This window comes from Microbacterium saccharophilum (assembly GCF_007992455.1).
GTDB classification, from domain to species: Bacteria; Actinomycetota; Actinomycetes; order Actinomycetales; family Microbacteriaceae; genus Microbacterium; species Microbacterium saccharophilum.
Genome location: NZ_BKAH01000012.1, coordinates 1 through 17,555, shown reverse-complemented (window position 1 = coordinate 17,555; position 17,555 = coordinate 1). Strand labels below are relative to the sequence as shown.

The 17,555-nt window shown below is 72.1% G+C and carries 19 protein-coding genes; 9 read left to right on the top strand and 10 right to left on the bottom strand.

The window, feature by feature from the left end; translation table 11 throughout:
- Nucleotides 1-429 carry a PLD nuclease N-terminal domain-containing protein gene (locus MSA03_RS11450; RefSeq protein ID WP_147051096.1) on the bottom strand — a complete coding sequence of 143 codons (429 nt, stop codon included), beginning with the start codon at nt 427-429 and terminating at the stop codon, nt 1-3.
- Nucleotides 430-494: 65 nt separating this feature from the next.
- Between MSA03_RS11450 and MSA03_RS11445 the strand changes: the two genes are divergently transcribed.
- Complete coding sequence (locus tag MSA03_RS11445) at nt 495-749, top strand: DUF4229 domain-containing protein (protein ID WP_028496961.1); 255 nt, start codon at nt 495-497, stop codon at nt 747-749.
- Nucleotides 750-783: 34 nt separating this feature from the next.
- Here the strand turns inward: MSA03_RS11445 and MSA03_RS11440 are convergent, their stop codons facing one another.
- Nucleotides 784-1,764, bottom strand: coding sequence for a 1,4-dihydroxy-2-naphthoate polyprenyltransferase (locus tag MSA03_RS11440; protein WP_147051095.1), 981 nt, complete (start codon nt 1,762-1,764; stop codon nt 784-786).
- A gap of 56 nt (nt 1,765-1,820) precedes the next feature.
- Between MSA03_RS11440 and MSA03_RS11435 the strand changes: the two genes are divergently transcribed.
- Nucleotides 1,821-2,207 carry a VOC family protein gene (locus tag MSA03_RS11435; protein WP_036273031.1) on the top strand — a complete coding sequence of 129 codons (387 nt, stop codon included), beginning with the start codon at nt 1,821-1,823 and terminating at the stop codon, nt 2,205-2,207.
- Between the two features lie 8 nt (nt 2,208-2,215).
- Here the strand turns inward: MSA03_RS11435 and MSA03_RS11430 are convergent, their stop codons facing one another.
- Both MSA03_RS11430 and MSA03_RS11425 read right to left on the bottom strand, forming a co-directional pair.
- The gene (locus tag MSA03_RS11430; RefSeq protein WP_147051094.1) at nt 2,216-3,364 is read right to left on the bottom strand and encodes an AMP-binding protein; all 1,149 of its coding nucleotides are present in this window, start codon (nt 3,362-3,364) and stop codon (nt 2,216-2,218) included.
- Nucleotides 3,364-4,230 carry a 1,4-dihydroxy-2-naphthoyl-CoA synthase gene (locus MSA03_RS11425; protein ID WP_276523544.1) on the bottom strand — a complete coding sequence of 289 codons (867 nt, stop codon included), beginning with the start codon at nt 4,228-4,230 and terminating at the stop codon, nt 3,364-3,366. The genes MSA03_RS11430 and MSA03_RS11425 overlap by 1 nt, the downstream gene beginning before the upstream one ends.
- A 102-nt stretch (nt 4,231-4,332) precedes the next feature.
- Between MSA03_RS11425 and MSA03_RS11420 the strand changes: the two genes are divergently transcribed.
- Genes MSA03_RS11420 through MSA03_RS11405 form a run of 4 tightly spaced genes read left to right on the top strand, consistent with a single transcriptional unit; the run spans nt 4,333 to nt 8,720 of the window.
- Complete coding sequence (locus tag MSA03_RS11420; protein WP_147051092.1) at nt 4,333-4,854, top strand: hypothetical protein; 522 nt, start codon at nt 4,333-4,335, stop codon at nt 4,852-4,854.
- Nucleotides 4,851-7,790, top strand: coding sequence for an ATP-binding cassette domain-containing protein (locus MSA03_RS11415; RefSeq protein ID WP_147051091.1), 2,940 nt, complete (start codon nt 4,851-4,853; stop codon nt 7,788-7,790). The genes MSA03_RS11420 and MSA03_RS11415 overlap by 4 nt, the downstream gene beginning before the upstream one ends.
- 42 nt (nt 7,791-7,832) lie before the next feature.
- Nucleotides 7,833-8,228, top strand: a complete 396-nt coding sequence (locus MSA03_RS11410; RefSeq protein WP_028496967.1) for a hypothetical protein — start codon at nt 7,833-7,835, stop codon at nt 8,226-8,228.
- 48 nt (nt 8,229-8,276) lie between these two features.
- Nucleotides 8,277-8,720: a GNAT family N-acetyltransferase gene (locus tag MSA03_RS11405; protein WP_147051090.1), complete on the top strand. Its 444-nt coding sequence runs from the start codon at nt 8,277-8,279 to the stop codon at nt 8,718-8,720.
- Nucleotides 8,721-8,768: 48 nt separating this feature from the next.
- On the opposite strand, the gene metH is transcribed toward MSA03_RS11405, so the two are convergent.
- From metH to MSA03_RS11380, 5 genes are all read right to left on the bottom strand, one after another.
- Nucleotides 8,769-12,398: a methionine synthase gene (gene metH / locus MSA03_RS11400; protein ID WP_147051089.1), complete on the bottom strand. Its 3,630-nt coding sequence runs from the start codon at nt 12,396-12,398 to the stop codon at nt 8,769-8,771.
- A gap of 9 nt (nt 12,399-12,407) precedes the next feature.
- Nucleotides 12,408-13,355 (bottom strand): permease prefix domain 1-containing protein, encoded by a 948-nt coding sequence (locus MSA03_RS11395; RefSeq protein ID WP_147051088.1) that lies wholly within the window; start codon nt 13,353-13,355, stop codon nt 12,408-12,410.
- A complete protein-coding gene (locus tag MSA03_RS11390; protein WP_147051087.1) occupies nt 13,355-13,690 on the bottom strand; it encodes a PadR family transcriptional regulator in 336 nt (111 codons plus the stop codon). Before MSA03_RS11390 ends, MSA03_RS11395 begins: the two co-directional genes overlap by 1 nt.
- 89 nt (nt 13,691-13,779) lie before the next feature.
- Nucleotides 13,780-14,682: a hypothetical protein gene (locus tag MSA03_RS11385; RefSeq protein WP_147051086.1), complete on the bottom strand. Its 903-nt coding sequence runs from the start codon at nt 14,680-14,682 to the stop codon at nt 13,780-13,782.
- On the bottom strand, nt 14,679-15,008 hold the full coding sequence (locus tag MSA03_RS11380; protein WP_147051085.1) for a hypothetical protein: 330 nt from the start codon (nt 15,006-15,008) through the stop codon (nt 14,679-14,681). Before MSA03_RS11380 ends, MSA03_RS11385 begins: the two co-directional genes overlap by 4 nt.
- A gap of 43 nt (nt 15,009-15,051) precedes the next feature.
- Here MSA03_RS11380 and MSA03_RS11375 point away from each other — a divergent pair, with 43 nt between their 5' ends.
- Entirely contained in the window at nt 15,052-16,047 is a 996-nt protein-coding gene (locus MSA03_RS11375) for an o-succinylbenzoate synthase (RefSeq protein WP_147051084.1), read from the top strand.
- Here the strand turns inward: MSA03_RS11375 and MSA03_RS11370 are convergent.
- Nucleotides 16,044-16,715 (bottom strand): winged helix-turn-helix transcriptional regulator, encoded by a 672-nt coding sequence (locus tag MSA03_RS11370; protein WP_147051083.1) that lies wholly within the window; start codon nt 16,713-16,715, stop codon nt 16,044-16,046. The two genes, MSA03_RS11375 and MSA03_RS11370, sit on opposite strands and share 4 nt — an antisense overlap.
- A gap of 69 nt (nt 16,716-16,784) precedes the next feature.
- Between MSA03_RS11370 and MSA03_RS11365 the strand changes: the two genes are divergently transcribed.
- Both MSA03_RS11365 and MSA03_RS11360 read left to right on the top strand, forming a co-directional pair.
- Complete coding sequence (locus tag MSA03_RS11365) at nt 16,785-17,171, top strand: hypothetical protein (protein ID WP_048544915.1); 387 nt, start codon at nt 16,785-16,787, stop codon at nt 17,169-17,171.
- Nucleotides 17,168-17,500: a TfoX/Sxy family protein gene (locus tag MSA03_RS11360; protein WP_147051082.1), complete on the top strand. Its 333-nt coding sequence runs from the start codon at nt 17,168-17,170 to the stop codon at nt 17,498-17,500. Before MSA03_RS11365 ends, MSA03_RS11360 begins: the two co-directional genes overlap by 4 nt.
- Nucleotides 17,501-17,555 lie beyond the last annotated feature (55 nt).

The window sequence follows — 17,555 nt, the reverse complement described above, 5'->3', positions numbered from 1 at the left end:
TCAGCTGCGGCTGCCGCGCGGGCCGGTCGGCTCGTCGGAGTCGCCGTCGCCGGAGGTCTCCGACCGGGTCTCGGTCGGCGCGTCGGACGGCGGCGCGGTGCGCGGCGGGTCCTCTGCTTCCGCGTCGAGGGCGGCGAGCTCCTCCTCGAGACGCCGGATGCGCTCGTCCTGGTCGCTGATCGTGCCGATGCGTCCCAGGAAGTCGGGGTTGTCGTCGGGGGCACGGAACACCGGCGGCGTGCGCCGCTTCGTGCGTCCGACCGCGAGCCACAGGATGCCGCCGACGACGGGCAGCAGGATGACGATCAGCAGCCACACCGGCTTGCTGACGCCGCGGTGGCGGGTCGGCGGCTGGAGGGCACAGTCGACGATGCTGAAGACCCAGAACGCGATCAGCAGCAGAGCCAGAGGAAGCAGGACTCGCGCCACGGTTCCATCCTAGGCGGGGGAAGCGCGACCGGGGCGCGGGAGTCGGCGGCCCGTAGACTGGAGGCATGCGCGCCCGTTCCGCCCTCGTCTACACGGTGCTGCGGCTGCTGTTCTTCCTCGTGCCGTTCGGGATCATGATGCTCTTCCCGATCCTCCGCGAGTATTACTGGCTCGCCGCGATCTTCGCGGCCCTCATCGGCCTCAGCCTCTCACTGCTGCTCCTGCGCAAGCCCCTGGATGACATGACCTCGGGGCTTCGCCGGCGCCGAGCGGAGGAGCGGACCGCGCCGAGCGACGAGGAAGCCGAAGACGCGCGCTGAGCCACTCCGCACGGACGCGTCGCGGTCACCCGCGTCAGCCGGCGAATGCCCAGAACAGGAAGCCGCCGACGGCGACCGACGTCAGTGACGTGAGTGCGAGGGCGACGACGAGCTCCCGCGGCAGGCGGTAGGTCCAGACGATGAGGATCGCCGCGGCCGCCGGGATGAGCGCCAGGAGCGTCAGCCACGCGATCGGGTATACGAGGGCCAGGACCGCGGCGATCCCGAACGGCAGGAGCACGAGCACCGTGTAGAGCACCTGGGTCGCGCGCTTGCCGATCCGGACCGTGAGGGTGCGCTTGCCGGCGACCCGGTCCTGGTCGATGTCGCGAAGGTTGTTCGCGAGCAGCACGGCGCACGCCAGCATCCCCGCCGCGACGGCCCCGAACCACGCTTCCTGCGGCACGATGCCGACCTGCACGAAGGTCGTGCCGATCGTGGCGACGAGCCCGAAGAACACGAAGACGAAGAGCTCGCCGAGACCCGCGTACCCGTATGGGCGCTTGCCGCCGGTGTAGAACCACGCGGCGACGATGCACGCCGCGCCGATCAGGAGCATCCACCAGTGCTGGGTGCGGATGACGATCGCGAGGCCCGCGATCGCGGCGAGCGCGAAGAAGGCCAGCGCCACGATGAGGACGGTGCGCGGCTTCGCCTTGCGCGAGGCCGTGAGCCGGGCGGGCCCCACCCGGTGGTCGTCGGTGCCGCGGATGCCGTCCGAGTAGTCGTTGGCGTAGTTGACCCCGACCTGGAGCGCGACGGCGACGATCAGGCAGCAGAGCGCGATGACCCAGTGCAGCCGCGGCTCCACGATCAGCGCCGCGCCCGTCCCGATGAGCACGGGCGTCACGGCCAGCGGCAGCGTACGCAGCCGGGCCGCGCCGATCCAGTCGCCCCGCGTCGCCGGCGTCACCGCCCGCGGATCGCGCGAGACGTGCGCCTTCTGCGGGTTCCCGCGGGGTTGCTTCTTCTGCGATCCGCCGTGCGGGCGCTTCTTCCGGGTGCTGGCTGCCACGAGCAGTCATTGTAGGCCCCTGGTCGATGTCGGCCCCGGCGGCGACAATGGCCGACATGCTGATCATCGGCACGATCGTCCTCACCGTCGAGGACATCCCCCGCGCGAGCGCGTTCTGGACTGCGGCGCTGGGCTACCGGCCTCGCGGGGAGCCGTCGGATGACTGGGTCATCCTCGACCCGGCGGAGAAGGGCCACTGGTCGGGACGGGAGGCGAGCATCGCCCTGTCGGTCACGGGGTATCCGCAGCACTACCCGCCGCGCATCCACCTCGACCTGTACGCCGAGGACCAGTCCGCGGAGGTGGAGCGGCTGCTGTCCCTGGGCGCGCGCGAGGTCGACTGGCAGGGCTACCCGGAGGATGCCGACTGGGTCGTGCTGGAGGACACCGAGGGCAACCGGTTCTGCGTCGTCCAGACGGGGCCGTTCACCGCCGACCGCTAGCGATTCGCTCAGCCGCCCGCCAGGGCGCGCAGCGCGGCACGGTCGGGCTTGCCGCTGGCCAGGTGCGGCATGTCGTCGACGAGCAGGACGGCGCGGGGTCGGGCCGGGGCACCGAGCTCCTCGGCGACGGCCGCGCGCACGATCGCGAGGAGCTCCTCCGTGTCGGCCTCGACGACGGCGCCGGCGCTGCGGGGCGCCACGACGACGGAGGCCTGCCCCCAGCGCTCGTCGGCGACCGGGACGACGACGGCGGATGCCATCCCCGCGATGCCGCGCACGACGCGCTCGACACGGTCGAGCGACACGTTGATGCCGCCGGACACGATGACGTTGTCGATGCGCCCGGTCACCTGCAGCACCCGGCCGTCGAACGTGCCGGCATCCCCCGTGCGGTACCAGCGCGTGCCGTCGGCGTCGCGCAGGAAGGCGGTGGCGGTCCGCTCGGGATCATCGAGATACCCGTCCGCGAGCGTGGGGCCGGACAGCTGCACCTCACCGTCCACGACGCGGACGCCGACCCCGTCGAGCGGAACGCCGTCGTAGACGCACCCGCCGCTCGTCTCGCTCGAGCCGTACGTGCGCACCACCCGCGCCCCCGCGGCGGCGGCACGTTCGGCCAGCACCGCCGGCAGCGCCTGACCCCCGACGAGGATCGCCTCGAACGACGCGAGGGCCGCGGTCACCCGCGGGTCGGCCGCACCGGCATCCAGCAGCGTCTGCAGCTGCGCCGGGACGAGGGAGGTGTACGTGGGCACCCGGTGGCCGTGCTCGCTGGATGCCATGCCGGCGGCCGCCGCCGCGAACGCCTCCGGCTGGAACGAGCCGGTGAGCATGGCGGGCTCCCGCCCCGCGATGAGCGCGCGCACGAGCACCTGCACGCCGGCGACGTAGGAGGGCGGGAGGGCGAGGAGCCACGAGCCGGAGCCGAGCCGGTCGGCCGTGGCGAGGGCGCCGGAAGTGAGCGCGGACCGGCTCAGCACGACGCTCTTCGGGTAGCCCGTCGAGCCGGAGGTCGTGACGACCACGGCGGTCCCGGCCGGGACCTCGCGGGGCACCGCACCGCCGAGCGCCACCGCCGGACCGGCACCCAGGACGGCGCCGCGCAGGGCGCGGAGCACGGCCCGCGCGTCGGCGGTGTCGACCGGCTCGAGTCGCATCAGTAGTGGTACGGGTATGCGGACCAGTCCGGGTCGCGCTTCTCGAGGAACGCGTCGCGGCCTTCGACGGCCTCGTCCGTGCCGTAGGCGAGCCGAGTGGCCTCCCCGGCGAACACCTGCTGGCCGACCATCCCGTCGTCGACGGCGTTGAACGCGAACTTCAGCATCCGGATCGCGGTGGGCGACTTCCCGAGGATCGTGCGCGCCATCGCGATGGCCTCCCGCTCGAGGTCGGCGTGCGGGACGACGCGGTTGACAGCGCCCATTTCGTAGGCGCGCTGGGCCGAGTACTCCTCGGCGAGGAAGAACACCTCCCGCGCGACCTTCTGCCCCACCTGGCGGGCCATGTACGCCGACCCGTAGCCGGCGTCGAACGAGCCGACGTCGGCGTCGGTCTGCTTGAACCGGCCGTGCTCGGCGGACGCGATCGAGAGGTCGCACACGATGTGCAGCGAATGCCCGCCGCCCGCGGCCCACCCGGGGATGACGGCGATGACGACCTTCGGCATGAACCGGATGAGGCGCTGGACCTCCAGGATGTGCAGGCGTCCTGCGCGGGCGGGGTCGCCGACGGCGGTCTCGGAGTCGGAGTACTTGTAGCCGTCGCGGCCGCGGATGCGCTGGTCGCCGCCGGAGCAGAACGCCCAGCCGCCGTCCTTCGCGCTCGGGCCGTTGCCGGTGAGCAGCACGACGCCGATCTTCGGGTCCTGCCGGGCGATGTCGAGGGCGCGGTACAGCTCGTCGACGGTGTGCGGCCGGAACGCGTTGCGCACCTCGGGCCGGTCGAAGGCGATGCGCGCGATCCGCCCGTCGTTCGACACGTGCGCCGTGATGTCGGAATAGCCGTCGGCGCCGGGTGCCGGCATCCACTCGGTCGGGTCGAACAGATCGGAAACGGTCACCCGACCAGATTACGCGCCGGGTCCGCCGGCCCGGCGGCGAGGGATGCCGCGGCCTACGCTGGATCGGTGACTTCGAAGCTCCTCACCCTGGCGGCCGCCGCCGCGCTCGCCCTCACGCTCGGCGCGTGCTCCTCCTCCCCGACGCCCTCCCCCCCGAGCCCCGCCGCCACGGCGGATGGCGAGTGCGCGGGCGTGACCGTGATCGTCGACGCCGGCGACCTGGCCGACGCGGACGAGGTGTCGTCAGAGGCGTGCATCGAGACGGGCGAGGCGGTCATCGCGGCCGACGCGTTCGCCGAGGCGGGTGTGGAGACGGTCGGGACGACCCAGTACCCCGAGGACATCGTGTGCCGCGTCAACGGCGCGCCCGCCGCGGACGAGGTGCTCGTCGCGGAGGACGGCACGGAGTACACCGAGACATGCGAGAGCATGCCGGCCGCGTTCGCGTACTGGTCGCTGTGGGAGAAGCCGGCCGGCGGCGAATGGGGCTACGCGACGGAAGGCGCCGCGACCCTCTCCCTCGAGCCGGGCGACAGCGTCGAACTGCTCTTCACCCTCAACGGCGAGCCGGCGGCGCCGACTCCGTGACGCTGCGCCCCGGACCGCTGAAGGCCGCGGCGGCCCTCGCCGCGGGCTTCATCGTCGTCCGGGTCGTGTACCGGGTGCTGTTCCACGGCGCCGACGGATCGGGCGCGGTCGTGCTCGACCTGCCGAGCCTGCGGCTGCCTCCGCCGTTCGCGCACGTCGTCGCCCTCGGTCCGGCCACGACCGACGGGCTGTGGGCGGCGGCGCTCGGCGCGGCGCCGGTCGCGGCGACGATCCTCGCGTTCGGGGTGCTGAACGCCGCACTGGATCTGCCTCGCCTGCTCGCACGCGGCGCGCGACGCGGGCCGTTCCGCGGCATCGCCCGGATGCTGTCGGTCGCGTGGGCGACGCTTCCGGCGCTCGCGGATGCCGTCCGCGCCGTGCGGTTCGCGCGCCGGCTGCGCGGTGAGCGTCGGGGCGCCCGCATCCTCTCCCCCGTCCTGGAGCGCACGCTCGAGCGGGCGACGGCGGTCGCCGCGGCCCTCGAACTGCGCGGGTACGGCGGGAGCGGTCTGGAGGGGGCGTGCGCCGAACCGGTCGTGCTGCGCGGCGCTGCCGCGGGGTTCGGCGGCGGGGACGTGCTGCGCGTCGACGAGCTGGCTCTGGACCCGGGCACGCTCGTCGTCGTCTCGGGCCACACGGGCTCGGGGAAATCGACGCTGCTGCGCACGCTCAGCGGCCTGCACTCCCACGTCGACGGCGGCGCGCTGTCCGGCGCTGTGCACGTGGTCGGGCTCGACCGCGCGGCCGTCCCGCCGCGCGACACCGCCCGCACCGTCGGGGTCGTCCTGCAGAACCCGCGCGACGCGTTCGCGACGACGCGCGTCGCCGACGAGGTCGGCCTGGCCCTCGAGCTGCGCGGCGTCGCGCCCGTCATCGTCGCCGCCCGGGTCGCGGAGGTCGCCGAGCGAGTCGGGATCACCGCGCTCCTCGACCGGCCGATCACGGGCCTCTCGGCGGGCGAGGCGACGCTCGTCGCGATCGCGGCGGCGGTCATCGAGCATCCGATCCTGCTGCTGGTCGATGAGCCGCTCGCCGACCTCGACGTGCGGGCGCGGGCGCGGATCGCCGCGCTGCTGGCTGCTCTCGCGCACGAGGCGGGGGTGTGCGTCGTCGTCGCCGAGCACCGGACCGCAGACCTCGCGGCCTCGGCCGACCGCATCCTGCGGGTCTCCCACGGCGGGCTGCAGGATATCCCCGTGGCCGACGGTTCCTCGGAGATCCGCGCTTCGTCGGAGCTTTCGGACGGATTCCGCCGACCCCGTGCGGATCTCCGACGGACGGCCGGGATGCCGGGGCTCACGGCGGCCGGGGTGACGGTGCGGCACGGCGCGACGACGGTCGTGCAGGATGCCGCGCTGCGCGTGGCGCCCGGCGAGATCGCCGCGCTCACCGGCCCGAACGGCGCGGGGAAGTCGAGCCTGCTCGCCGCGCTCGCCGTCTCGGCCCGCCGCGCGGCGGGCGAGGTACGGGTCGGCGGCGACGCGCCCCGCGGACGGGAGATCGCGCTCGTCCCCGATGCGTCCGACGACCTCTTCCTCCGCGACACCGTGGCGGCGGAGTGCCGGCACGCCGACCGGCGGGCAGGACTGCCGCAGGATGCCACGGCCGCCCGCTTCGCGTCCTTCCTCGGTCTCGACGTCGACGGCCCCGGCTTCGTGCGGCGCCTCGGCCAGCATCCGCGCGACCTGTCCGTCGGCGAGCGCCGCTGCCTCGCGATCGCGCTCCAGACGGCCCACTGCCCGCGCGTCCTCCTCGTGGACGAGCCGACGCGCGGGCTGGATCCGGCGGCCCGGCGTCTCGTCGCCGGAGCCCTCGCTGCGGAGGCGGACGCCGGTGCCGCCGTGCTGCTGGCCACCCACGACGGCGTGTTCGCCGCCGCACTGGGCGCGCGCGTGATCCCGATCCGCGCGGGGCGGTTGCCGGATGCCACGGCGTCGGACCTCCTGTTGTCGCTGTCTCGGGCTGAGCCCCTGCCGACGGCGGATGCCGCCCTCGCGCCGACGCGGATCGGCCGGCGCCTCGAGGTCGCCCCGCCCGCCGTGGTTTCCTCCACGATCCCTCCCCTCCTGGCACCGCCCGCCCGCACCGGTCCGTCCCGCCCGCACCGGAGCGCGCTCGCGCGGCGCGGGCTCCGGACGTCGAGCGCGACCCGGCTCCGTCGCGGTGCGCTCGTCGCCGCGAACGTCGCGGCCCTCGCCGCGTTCACGTGGCCGCTCGTGGCATCCGCCCTTCCCGAGCAGGCGCATGCCGCCGTGCCGTTCATCGCCCTCGCCCTCGCACCCGTCGCCGTCCTCGTGGTCTTCGCGGCCCTCGACGGCTCGGTGCGCTCCGCGCACACGCTCGCGCTCCTCGCCGTGCTCGCCGCGGTCGGCGCCGCGATCCGCATCGCCGGCACCGGAGTCGGCGGCGTCGAGGCGCTGTTCGTGCTGCTGATCCTCGCGGGGCGGGCGTACGGCGCGAGATTCGGGCTGCTGCTCGGCGCTGCAGCCGTCGGCCTGTCCGCGATCGTGTGGGGCGGGGTCGGGCCCTGGCTGCCGTTCCAGATGTTCGCGTGCGGGTGGGTCGGGGCTGGTGCCGGGCTCCTCCCCCGCGGCATCCGCGGTCGCGGCGAGATCGCGCTGCTGTGCGGGTACGGCGTCGCCGCCTCCTATCTCTTCGGGCTGCTGATGAACCTGTGGTTCTGGCCGTTCGCCGTCGGTTCGGGGACCGGCATCTCCTACGTACCGGGCGGCTCACTCACCGAGAACCTCGGCAGCTTCCTCGTCTACTCGCTCCTGACCTCGACGGCCGGCTGGGACACGCTCCGCGCCGTCACGACGGTCCTCGGCCTGCTCCTGGTCGGCCGCCCCATCCTCGCGGCGCTGCGGCGCGCGAAGCCGATCACGGCGCCTCCCACCCCGGTGGTCCCCGCACTCCGCGTCGGCGTGGGAAACTGAGGGGGGCGGTTCCTTTCCAGGATGCCGCCGGAAGGACCTGCCATGAAGATCACCAACTCATCCGACTGGCGAAACGGTCTCCCGTTCGAGACGCCGATGCTCGTCGCCGATTTCCAGCCCGGCGAGCCGACGCGCTGCGCCGGCTGCGGCGTGGATGCGGCGCCGCACCCTCGGACCGAGCTGTGGGCCGTGAAGCACCGGCATCCCAACGATCACGCGGGCTTCGTCCGCTTCTACTGCGTCGCCCATCGGCCGGAGCCGAAGGTCGCCGCCGTCGTGGAGACCCGCCGCGAGACGGCCCGGCGCGACCGCGCGCTGCCTCCGCGGCGCGCCGCCGCCGCGCCCGTCGTCGAACGTCCCGTCACGCTGTGCCCGGACTGCTTCGTCCAGGTCCCCGCCACGGGCGTCTGCGGCATGTGCGGCCGGCAGGTCGCCTGACCCGCGCCTCTGCCGCTCCGCGTCGGCGCCGTCCCCTATCGTGACGACATGTTCGTCTTCAGCTCCGACGTCGACCGGGTCGATCGCGCCCTCGTGCACCGGTGGCTCAGCGAGGAGTCGTACTGGGCGAAAGGACGGTCGCGCGCCGATCAGGATGCCGCGATGGCGGCCTCGCGGAACTACGGCGTGTACGAGGAGCCGACGGGCCGACAGGTCGGCTACGCCCGCCTGGTGACGGACGGCGTCTTCTTCGGCTGGCTGTGCGACGTCTTCGTCGACGCGGCCGCACGCGGAAAAGGCATCGGGAAGATGCTCGTGTCGGGCGTCCTCGATGACGTCACACCGCGGGGACCGAAGCGGATCGTCCTCGCGACCGCCGATGCACAGGGCCTGTACGAGCAGTTCGGCTGGGCGGAGCTGTCCGGCGAGATGACGTGGATGGTCCGCATCCGCCCAGACGCTGAGCCTGCGGGTGACGCTCCCCTCGCATGAGGTCCCGTCGTGCACGCCGTCGCGTCGGCCGCCACCCTGGAACACGGCTCACACGGAGAAGTACTTGGCCTCGGGGTGGTGGAACACGAACGCGTCGGTGGACTGCTCGGGGTGCAGCTGCAGCTCGTCGCTGAGCTCGACGCCCATCCGCTCCGGCTTCAGCAGCTCGACGACCTTGCGGCGGTCCTCCATGTCGGGGCAGGCGGGGTAGCCGAGTGAGAACCGGGCGCCCCGGTACTCGAGCTTGAAGAGACCCGCGACCTCGGAGGGGTCCTCGTCCGCGAAGCCGAGTTCGGAGCGGATGCGGGAGTGCCAGTACTCGGCGAGCGCCTCGGTCAGCTGCATGACGAGCCCGTTGAGCTCGTAGTAATCGCGGTACCGGTTCTCCGCGAAGAGCTTCGCGGTGACGGCGTCGATCTTCGCGCCGGCGGTCACGAGCTGCACGGGCAGGACGTCGACCTGCCCGGACTCGCGCGAGCGCACGAAGTCCGCGAGGCACAGGTGCCGGTCGCGGCGCTGCCGCGGGAGGTGGAAGCGCAGCCGCTCGGCGCCGAGCGCCCCGCCGGAGCCGCCGTCGGGGGCGAGCAGACCCGCGGCGCCGACGAGCCCGGACGGGTCGTCCCCGTGATGCAGCACGACCAGGTCGTCTCCCTCGCTCACGACGGGGAAGTACCCGTACGCGACGGACGCGTCGAGCATGCCTTCGGCAAGGATGCGGTCGAGCCAGTACCGCAGCCGCGGACGGCCCTCGGCCTCCACGAGTTGCTCGTACGAGAGCCCACCCTCGCCGCGACCGGGCTTGAGCCCCCACTGCCCCATGAACGTCGCCCGCTCGTCGAGGAAGGCGGCGTAATCGGCCAGCGCGATGCCGCGCACGATCCGGGTGCCCCAGAACGGGGGCGCCGGCACCGGGTTGTCCGCTGCCACATCCGACCGTGCCGGCATCGCCTCGGGTTCGGTGAGGGTGAGCTTGGAACCCGACGTGTGGATGCGCGTCTTCAGTGGCGGCAGACCGACGGATGCCGGGTCGGCGCCGCGCGCGACCTTCACGAGCGGCTCCATCAGCGCGAGCCCCTCGAACGCGTCCTTCGCGTAGCGGACCTCGCCGTCGAACAGGCCCGCCAGGTCGTCCTCGACGTACGCGCGCGTGAGCGCGGCGCCACCGAGGATGATCGGCCAGCGCGTCGCGAGGCCGCGCGCCTGCAGCTCCTGGAGGTTCTCCTTCATGACGACGGTCGATTTCACGAGGAGCCCGGACATGCCGATGACGTCGGCGTTGTGCTCCTCGGCCGCCGCGATGATGTCGGCGATGGGCTGCTTGATGCCGAGGTTGATCACCTCGTAGCCGTTGTTGGTGAGGATGATGTCGACGAGGTTCTTGCCGATGTCGTGCACGTCGCCGCGGACGGTGGCCAGGACCATCCGGCCCTTGCCGGAGGCGTCCGAGCGCTCCATGTGCGGTTCGAGCAGCGCCACCGCGGTCTTCATGACCTCGGCGGACTGCAGCACGAACGGCAGCTGCATCTCACCGGAGCCGAACCGCTCGCCGACGACCTTCATGCCCTCCAGCAGGTGGTCGTTGATGATCTGCAGGGCGCTCAGCCCGCCGGCGCGGGCGAGGTCGAGGTCGCCCTCCAGTCCCTTCGCCTCGCCGTCGATGATGCGCCGCTCCAGGCGCTGTCCGACGGGGAGGGCGGCGAGCTCGGCGGCGCGCTGGTCGCGGAGCGCTGCGGTATCGACGCCGGCGAACAGGTCGAGCATGACGGCGAGCGGGTCGTAGGTGATGTTCCCGTCGGCGTCGTACTCGCGTCGATCCCACACGAGGTCGAGCGCCACCTTGCGCTGGTCGTCGGCGATCGAGGCGAGCGGCACGATCTTCGCGGCGTCGATGATGCCCGAGGTGAGCCCCGCCTGCGTGGCCTCGTGCAGGAAGACCGAGTTGAGCACCGACCGGGCCGCCGGGTTCAGGCCGAACGACACGTTCGAGACGCCGAGCGTCGTGTTGATGCCGGGGTATTTGGCCACGAGCTGCCGGATCGCCTCGATCGTCTCGATGCCGTCCCGACGGGTCTCCTCCTGCCCGGTGGCGATCGGGAAGGTCAGGCAGTCGACGATGATCTCCTCGACGCGCATGCCCCACTCGCCCACGAGCTCGTCGACCAGCCGGGACGCGATGCGCAGCTTGTCCTCGGTGGTGCGCGCCTGCCCCTGCTCGTCGATCGTGAGCGCGATGACGGCGGTGCCGTGCTCCTTGACGAGCGGCATGATGCGGCCGAAGCGGCTGGCGGGCCCGTCGCCGTCTTCGTAGTTGACCGAGTTGACGACGGGTCGTCCGCCGATGAGCTCGAGCCCGCCGCGGATGACGGCCGGCTCCGTGGAGTCGATCACGAGCGGCAGGGTGGATGCACTCGCGAAGCGCGAGACGATCTCCCGGATGTCGGCGACGCCGTCGCGTCCGACGTAGTCGACGCAGACGTCGAGCAGGTGCGCGCCGACACGGATCTGGTTGCGCGCGATCTCGACGCAGTCGTCCCAGCGACCCTCGAGCATCGCCTCCCGGAACGCCTTCGATCCGTTCGCGTTCGTGCGCTCCCCGATCGCGAGGTAGGACGCGTCCTGCTGGAACGGCACGTGCTGGTAGAGGCTTGCGACGCCGGGCTCGGACTCCGGCCCGCGGGGCGCCGGGCCACTCACGCGGGACGGCGCGAGCCGCTCGACGACCGCCGCGAGGTGCTCGGGCGTCGTACCGCAGCAGCCGCCGACCAGCCCGATGCCGAACTCGCGCACGAACTGCTCGTGCGCGGTGGCCAGCTCTGCAGGGGTCAGGGGGTAGTGCGCGCCGTCGGCGGTGAGCACCGGCAGGCCCGCGTTCGGCATGCATGCGATCGTGACGCCGGAGTGCTTGGAGAGGTGCCGCAGGTGCTCGCTCATCTCGGCCGGCCCGGTTGCGCAGTTGAGGCCGATCGCGTCGACACCCAGCGGCTCGAGCGCCGTCAGCGCAGCGCCGATCTCGGAGCCCATCAGCATCGTGCCGGTCGTCTCGACGGTCACCTCGACGAAGATCGGCAGCCGGATGCCGGTGGCCATGATCGCCTGCTTGCACCCGTTGACGGCGGCCTTGGTCTGCAGCAGGTCCTGCGAGGTCTCGACCAGGAGCGCGTCGGCACCGCCGGCGATGAGGCCCTCGGCCTGTGTCGCGAAGGTCTGCTTGAGGTGGTCGTAGGTCGTGTGCCCGAGGGAGGGCAGCTTCGTCCCGGGGCCCATCGACCCCAGCACCCAGCGGATCCGGCCGTCCGCGGCCTCGGCGGCCTCGACGCGCTCGCGCGCGATGCGGGCGCCGGCCTCAGCCAGCTCGTGGATGCGGTCGTCGATGCCGTAGTCGGACAGGTTCGACCAGTTCGCGCCGAACGTGTTGGTCTCGATCGCGTCGATGCCGGTGGCGAGATACTCGGCGTGGATCGCTCCGATCATGTCGGGACGCGACACGTTGAGGATCTCGTTGCAGCCCTCGAGCTGCTGATAGTCCGCCAGCGACGGCTCGTGCCGCTGCAGCATCGTCCCCATCGCGCCGTCGGCGATCACGACGCGCGAGGTCAGCGCGTCGAGCAGTGCCGCGGCGCGCTCCGGCCGCGGCACTGCCTCGATGTCGAGCGGGAAACGAGGAAGGGGGCGGGTCACCGCGGAAGTCTACCGACGTGCTTTCCGGAAGGCGTCGATGATGTCCCACAGCGTCACACCCACGATCCCGAAGCCTGCGATCACCGACAGGATCTGGTGCACCTCGGCGCCATCTCCCGACATGACCACGGTGGGGAAGAACGCGGGGTTCAGGAGTGCACCGTCGAACAGCAGCCACAGGGCGGGCACCGCGAAGGCGAGGCCGAGCACCGCGTTGACGACGGCGAGCGGGACCGTCCAGCGGCCGGTCACATGCACGATGACGGCGAGCGCCCCCTCCAGCGCCATGACGACGAACAGGCCGGTGACCCATCCCGGCCACAGCCCCGGGTCGAGGAAGGACAGGTTCTCGCCGGGCACGAAGCCGAGGTTCAGGTCCCAGAGGATCGCGGCCGCGCCGAGAGCGAGGAAGATCAGCGTCGAGAGCATGTCGCCGAACGTGGCGCCCGTCTCCCGCGGCTGCGGGAGACCGTCAAGACTCCAGGACTCCGTCTCCTCACGGGGAGGCCGGGCGCCGTAGCGTTCCAGGAGGACGAAGATCAGGGTCACCCAGAATGCCAGGTGCACTCCGACGCTGAGGACGCCGCTCACGGTGGAGCCGACGACCGGGCCGAACTCCGCGCCGCTGAGCACCTGTCCGAGCGCGATGCCGAACGCCGCGCACGGCAGCACGACGGCGAGGAGCAGCTTGAGCAGCCGCAGCCAGTCGAGGTAGTAGCGGGGGCCGACGAGGTGCAGCGGACGGTCGGCGTAGCCCGCCGCCAGCTCGTCGGGGGCGCCGAGGTCGAGGAGGACCTCGCGCTCGGCGTCGGCAGCCGGCATGCCGGCCTCCATCCGCGCGTCGATCTGGTCGGCGATCGAAGCGCGCAGCTCGGCGGCGACGTCGTCGCGCTGCTTCTCCGGCACCGCACGGGTGACGGCGAGGATGTAGCGCTCGGTGAAGGTGGTGGCGTTCATCAGTCCTCCTGGGGAAGAGCGGCGATCGCGCCCGCGATCGCGTGGAAGTCGTCGGTCAGGGCGGCGGCGAGCCGGTGACCCGCCGCGCTCGTGCGGTAGAACTTGCGAGGTCGCGCCTCGTCGGTGTTCCACTCGCTTGTGAGGTGCCCCTGCTTCTCCAGGCGCCGGAGCAGGGGGTAGAGGGTGTTGGCGTCGGTGTCGAACCCGCGCCCCTGGAGCTCTTCGAGCAGCCCGTAGCCGTACCCAGGGTGTCGCAGCAGGCGCAGGCACGCGAGGACGATGGTCCCGCGTCTCAGCTCCTGCAGGTGCGTCTCGAGCGCCTCGTTGTCGGTCATGACTGACACGTTACTGTGTCTCACACACTATGACAAGAGACACATGCACGGGGCATCGCACACCATCGCGAGGAGGCGAGGCGCCCGTGTCAGGGCAGGTCGGGCTCCTCGATCGGCGCGGGCGGCTCGAGGCCCTCGAAGCCCGACCGTGCGAGTCGGTATTCCGCGGCCGACGAGCTCCCGCTGAGGAAGGGGCCGCCGGTGTACCTGAGCGTCACGCGGGATCCCGCGACGCGAAGCGTCATCACGCCGCCCGCCCCGTCATCCCATTGCCGCACGCCGTCGCCGCGCGCGACGTCGCCTTCAGCCTCGGTGACCGTCGTGAGCTCGAGTGCCGCGGCGGCGGACTGAGCAGAGGAGAGCAGCAGGTCGCGCTGCGGCGCGGAGCCGTCGAAGTCCTCCGAGGTCCAGACCGGCGAGTCCACCCGCTCGAACAGCGACTCGCCGCCGTAGCCGTTGGCGATGCGGAACACGCCGGCTGCGCCCTCCCCGATGGACCACACCCACCCGTACGCGGCCGTCGTCGCCTCGACGGTGCCGCGGAGCGCGCGCTGCTCGGCCTGGGCGAGCCCGGTGGTGTTCACCGGCGTCGCATCCTCCGGCGCGTCCCATCCGGCGATGCCGGGGTAGGTCGACCAGAGGACGAGCCCGCGGTCGAACGCGAAGGTGATGACGCCCGCGCGCTCGCGGATGTGCGCGCCGAGCCCGGACAGGACGAGCGGATTCAGGACCGCGACGAGGACGATCGCGAGCGGGGCCACGAGGACGGAGTCGCGGCGCACGGCGGCGACGGTGGCCCACACCGTCACGCCGATGGCGAGGAGCATGAGAACGAGGCCGATCCCCCATCCCGCGCCGGCGAGGGACGCGAGCACCGAGGCGGCCGCGACGACGATCGCGACGAGGAGTGCTGTGCGGGGGCGCGGGACGGCGCGCAGCCCCGTGCGGCGGGAGTCGCGCCCCACGATCGCCGGGTCGACGGTGCGGGTCACAGGCCGAGCACCCCCAGGATGAGTGCCGACGCGAGCGGATTGAGGAACAGCGCGAGGAGCAGGGCGACGATGCCGGAGATCCGCGTGCGCCGATCGAAGACGGACACGAGCCCCACGACGCAGAGCAGGATGCAGCCTGCGAGCAGCCACGGCCCCAGATCAACCCACGGCCGCTCCCCCGTCTGCCCGAGGTCGAAGACGCGCAGGGTGGCGACGCCGACGAGAGCGGCGACCATGGGAAGCGCGCCGACCAGCAGGGCTCGGAGGCGCCAGGTGCGGTGCGCCGGCGTCCCCCGCCGGGGCACGGGAACGAGTTCGGTTGCCACGGATGAACTCTACGCGGGCGGTCGGACACGCGAGGATGGGGGCATGGCATCCACTCCCCTCCCCGCACTGACCGACCTCCTCGCGGGAGCCCACGTCGTCGCACTTCCGCTGGCGACGCGCTTCCGCGGCGTCGATGTCCGGGAGGCCATCGTCTTCGAGGGCCCCGAGGGCTGGACGGAGTTCTCGCCGTTCGCCGAGTACGACGACGTCGAAGCTTCGACGTGGCTCGCCGCCGCGATCGACTTCGGATGGGCGAGCCAGCCGTCCCCCGTGCGCACCCGCGTCCCGGTCAACGCCACGGTGCCCGCCGTCGACGCGGCCTCCGTCGGGGGCGTGCTGGCGCGTTTCGACGGATGCCGGACGGCCAAGGTGAAGGTCGCGGAGGCCGGCCAGCGCCTCGCCGACGATGTCGCGCGGGTGCGCGCCGTGCGCGAGGAGATGGGTCCGGAGGGACGCATCCGCGTCGACGCGAACGGCGGGTGGAACGTCGACGAAGCCGAGCATGCCCTGCACGCCCTGGCCGAGTTCGATCTGGAGTACGCGGAGCAGCCGTGCGCGAGCGTCGACGAGCTCGTGGAGCTCCGCCGCCGCGTGAAGTACATGGGCATCCCGATCGCGGCGGATGAGAGCGTGCGCAAGGCCGACGACCCGCTCGCCGTGGCCCGTGCCGGCGCCGCCGATCTCATCGTCGTGAAGGTGCAGCCGCTCGGCGGCATCCGCCGGGCCCTCGACATCGTGGCGGAGGCGGGACTCCCCGCCGTCGTCTCGAGCGCCCTCGACACGAGCATCGGGCTGTCGATGGGCGTGGCCCTCGCCGCGGCGCTGCCGGAGCTCGACTTCGACTGCGGCCTCGGCACGTCCGCACTGTTCACGGCCGATGTCCTCGCCCCGCCGCTGCGCCCGGAGGGCGGGTTCCTGCCGGTGGGACGCGTGATCCCGGATCCGGAGCGGCTCGCCGCCCTCGCGGCACCCCAGGACCGCCGCGAATGGTGGCTCGCGCGGCTGACCCGCTGCCACGCCCTGCTGGCGCGGCGCTAGCTGTACTGACCGGGGACATTAGTTGACGCGGGCGGGGGCGGTGGGAGCACTCGCGTCAAGGTTGCGGCATCACCAGCGACATGCACACCTTGGGCGATAGCAATGGGTAGGGGCATTGCGCCTTGCAGGAGGGCAACCAGGATCGGCCCCGGCCCTGTTATCGCCGCCAGGGGGCTGGCGTCGCGCTGACAGGGGGCCACCGTGATGGTGCCTCCGGCTGCGGTGAGGTCGAAGCCGTCGTCGAAGGTGCCGAACCGGATGACGACCGCGGGATCATCCGGTCGGTGATCCTTGAGGAGGAAGCGAGCTGGCTGGCTGAGCCAATGCATTTGGAAGATCGCGTCGCTCGGCGCATCCGGAACTGTCGGGGCACCCCACCTCAAAAGCTCACGCAGCACTCCGTCCAAGGCCCGGCCGCGGTCGGTGAGCTGGTATGTCGGCGTGCCCGAGGTGCCTGATGAGGGCTCGCGAATCACGACACCGTTCGTCTCGAGGTCCCGCAGGCGTTGGGTGAGCAGGTTCGTCGCAATGCCAGGCAGGCCGCGCTGCACTTCACCAAAGCGCAGTTCCCCCCCGATCAGGAGCTCCCTCACGATCAGGAGAGTCCACCGGTCGCCGACGACATCCAGCGCGCGGGCGATCGAGCAGAGCTGACCGTAGGACTTCACGTGACCCCCTTGACTTTCTCAAGTATCTGCTTGAAAGTATCAAGCACCATTGTCACACCAAGGAGAGTCATGCCTGCCACGCTGTCTTCCGAAGCGCCACAGGTCCTCAAGGACTACTACCGGATCCTCGAGTCCGGCACCGATGACTACCAGGACGGGGCCACCCTGCGGCCCCTGCTTGGCGACCACCTCGACTTCACCGGCTCCCTCGCTGGACATCTCCCCGATGCGACAGAGGGCTTCCTGATCGGCGTAGCCGGCTTCATCGGGACGGTCCAGGAGATCGAGATCATCCATGACGTGCACAGTCCTCACGGATCGGCCGTGCTCTACACCGCAACCATGCCCGGCGGCCCGATGACCTTCGCGGAGTTCTTCACCTTCGACGGCGGGCGCATCACGTCCTTGAACCTGCACTACAGCGGACCCGAGTACATCGAAAAGGGCGGGCGATGACGGCCCAGAAGGACCTTGTCGAGCGGGTACGTGAAGCGCTAAGTGACCGCGACCCTCGCGAGGTGCCGATGTTCGGCGGCGTGTCCTTCATGGTCGAGGGACGCATGGTCGTCGCCGCGCGCCGGGATGGAGCGCTCCTGCTACGCATTGATCCCACGGCCGCGAAGGATCTGCTCGCGCGCCCCGGCTGCCACCCCGCGCTGATGGGGACAGACCGCCCCATGGGCGACGGCTGGATCAGCGTTGAGCAGGCTGCCCTCCAGGGGGCCGGGCTCGATGCCTGGCTCGAGCCGGCACTCTCCTTCCACGAAGCGCAAGACGCCAAGTAGAGCACCCTCCCCACCCCCATTCATCGGTGGCCGGCCGCAAACGCGGCCGGCCACC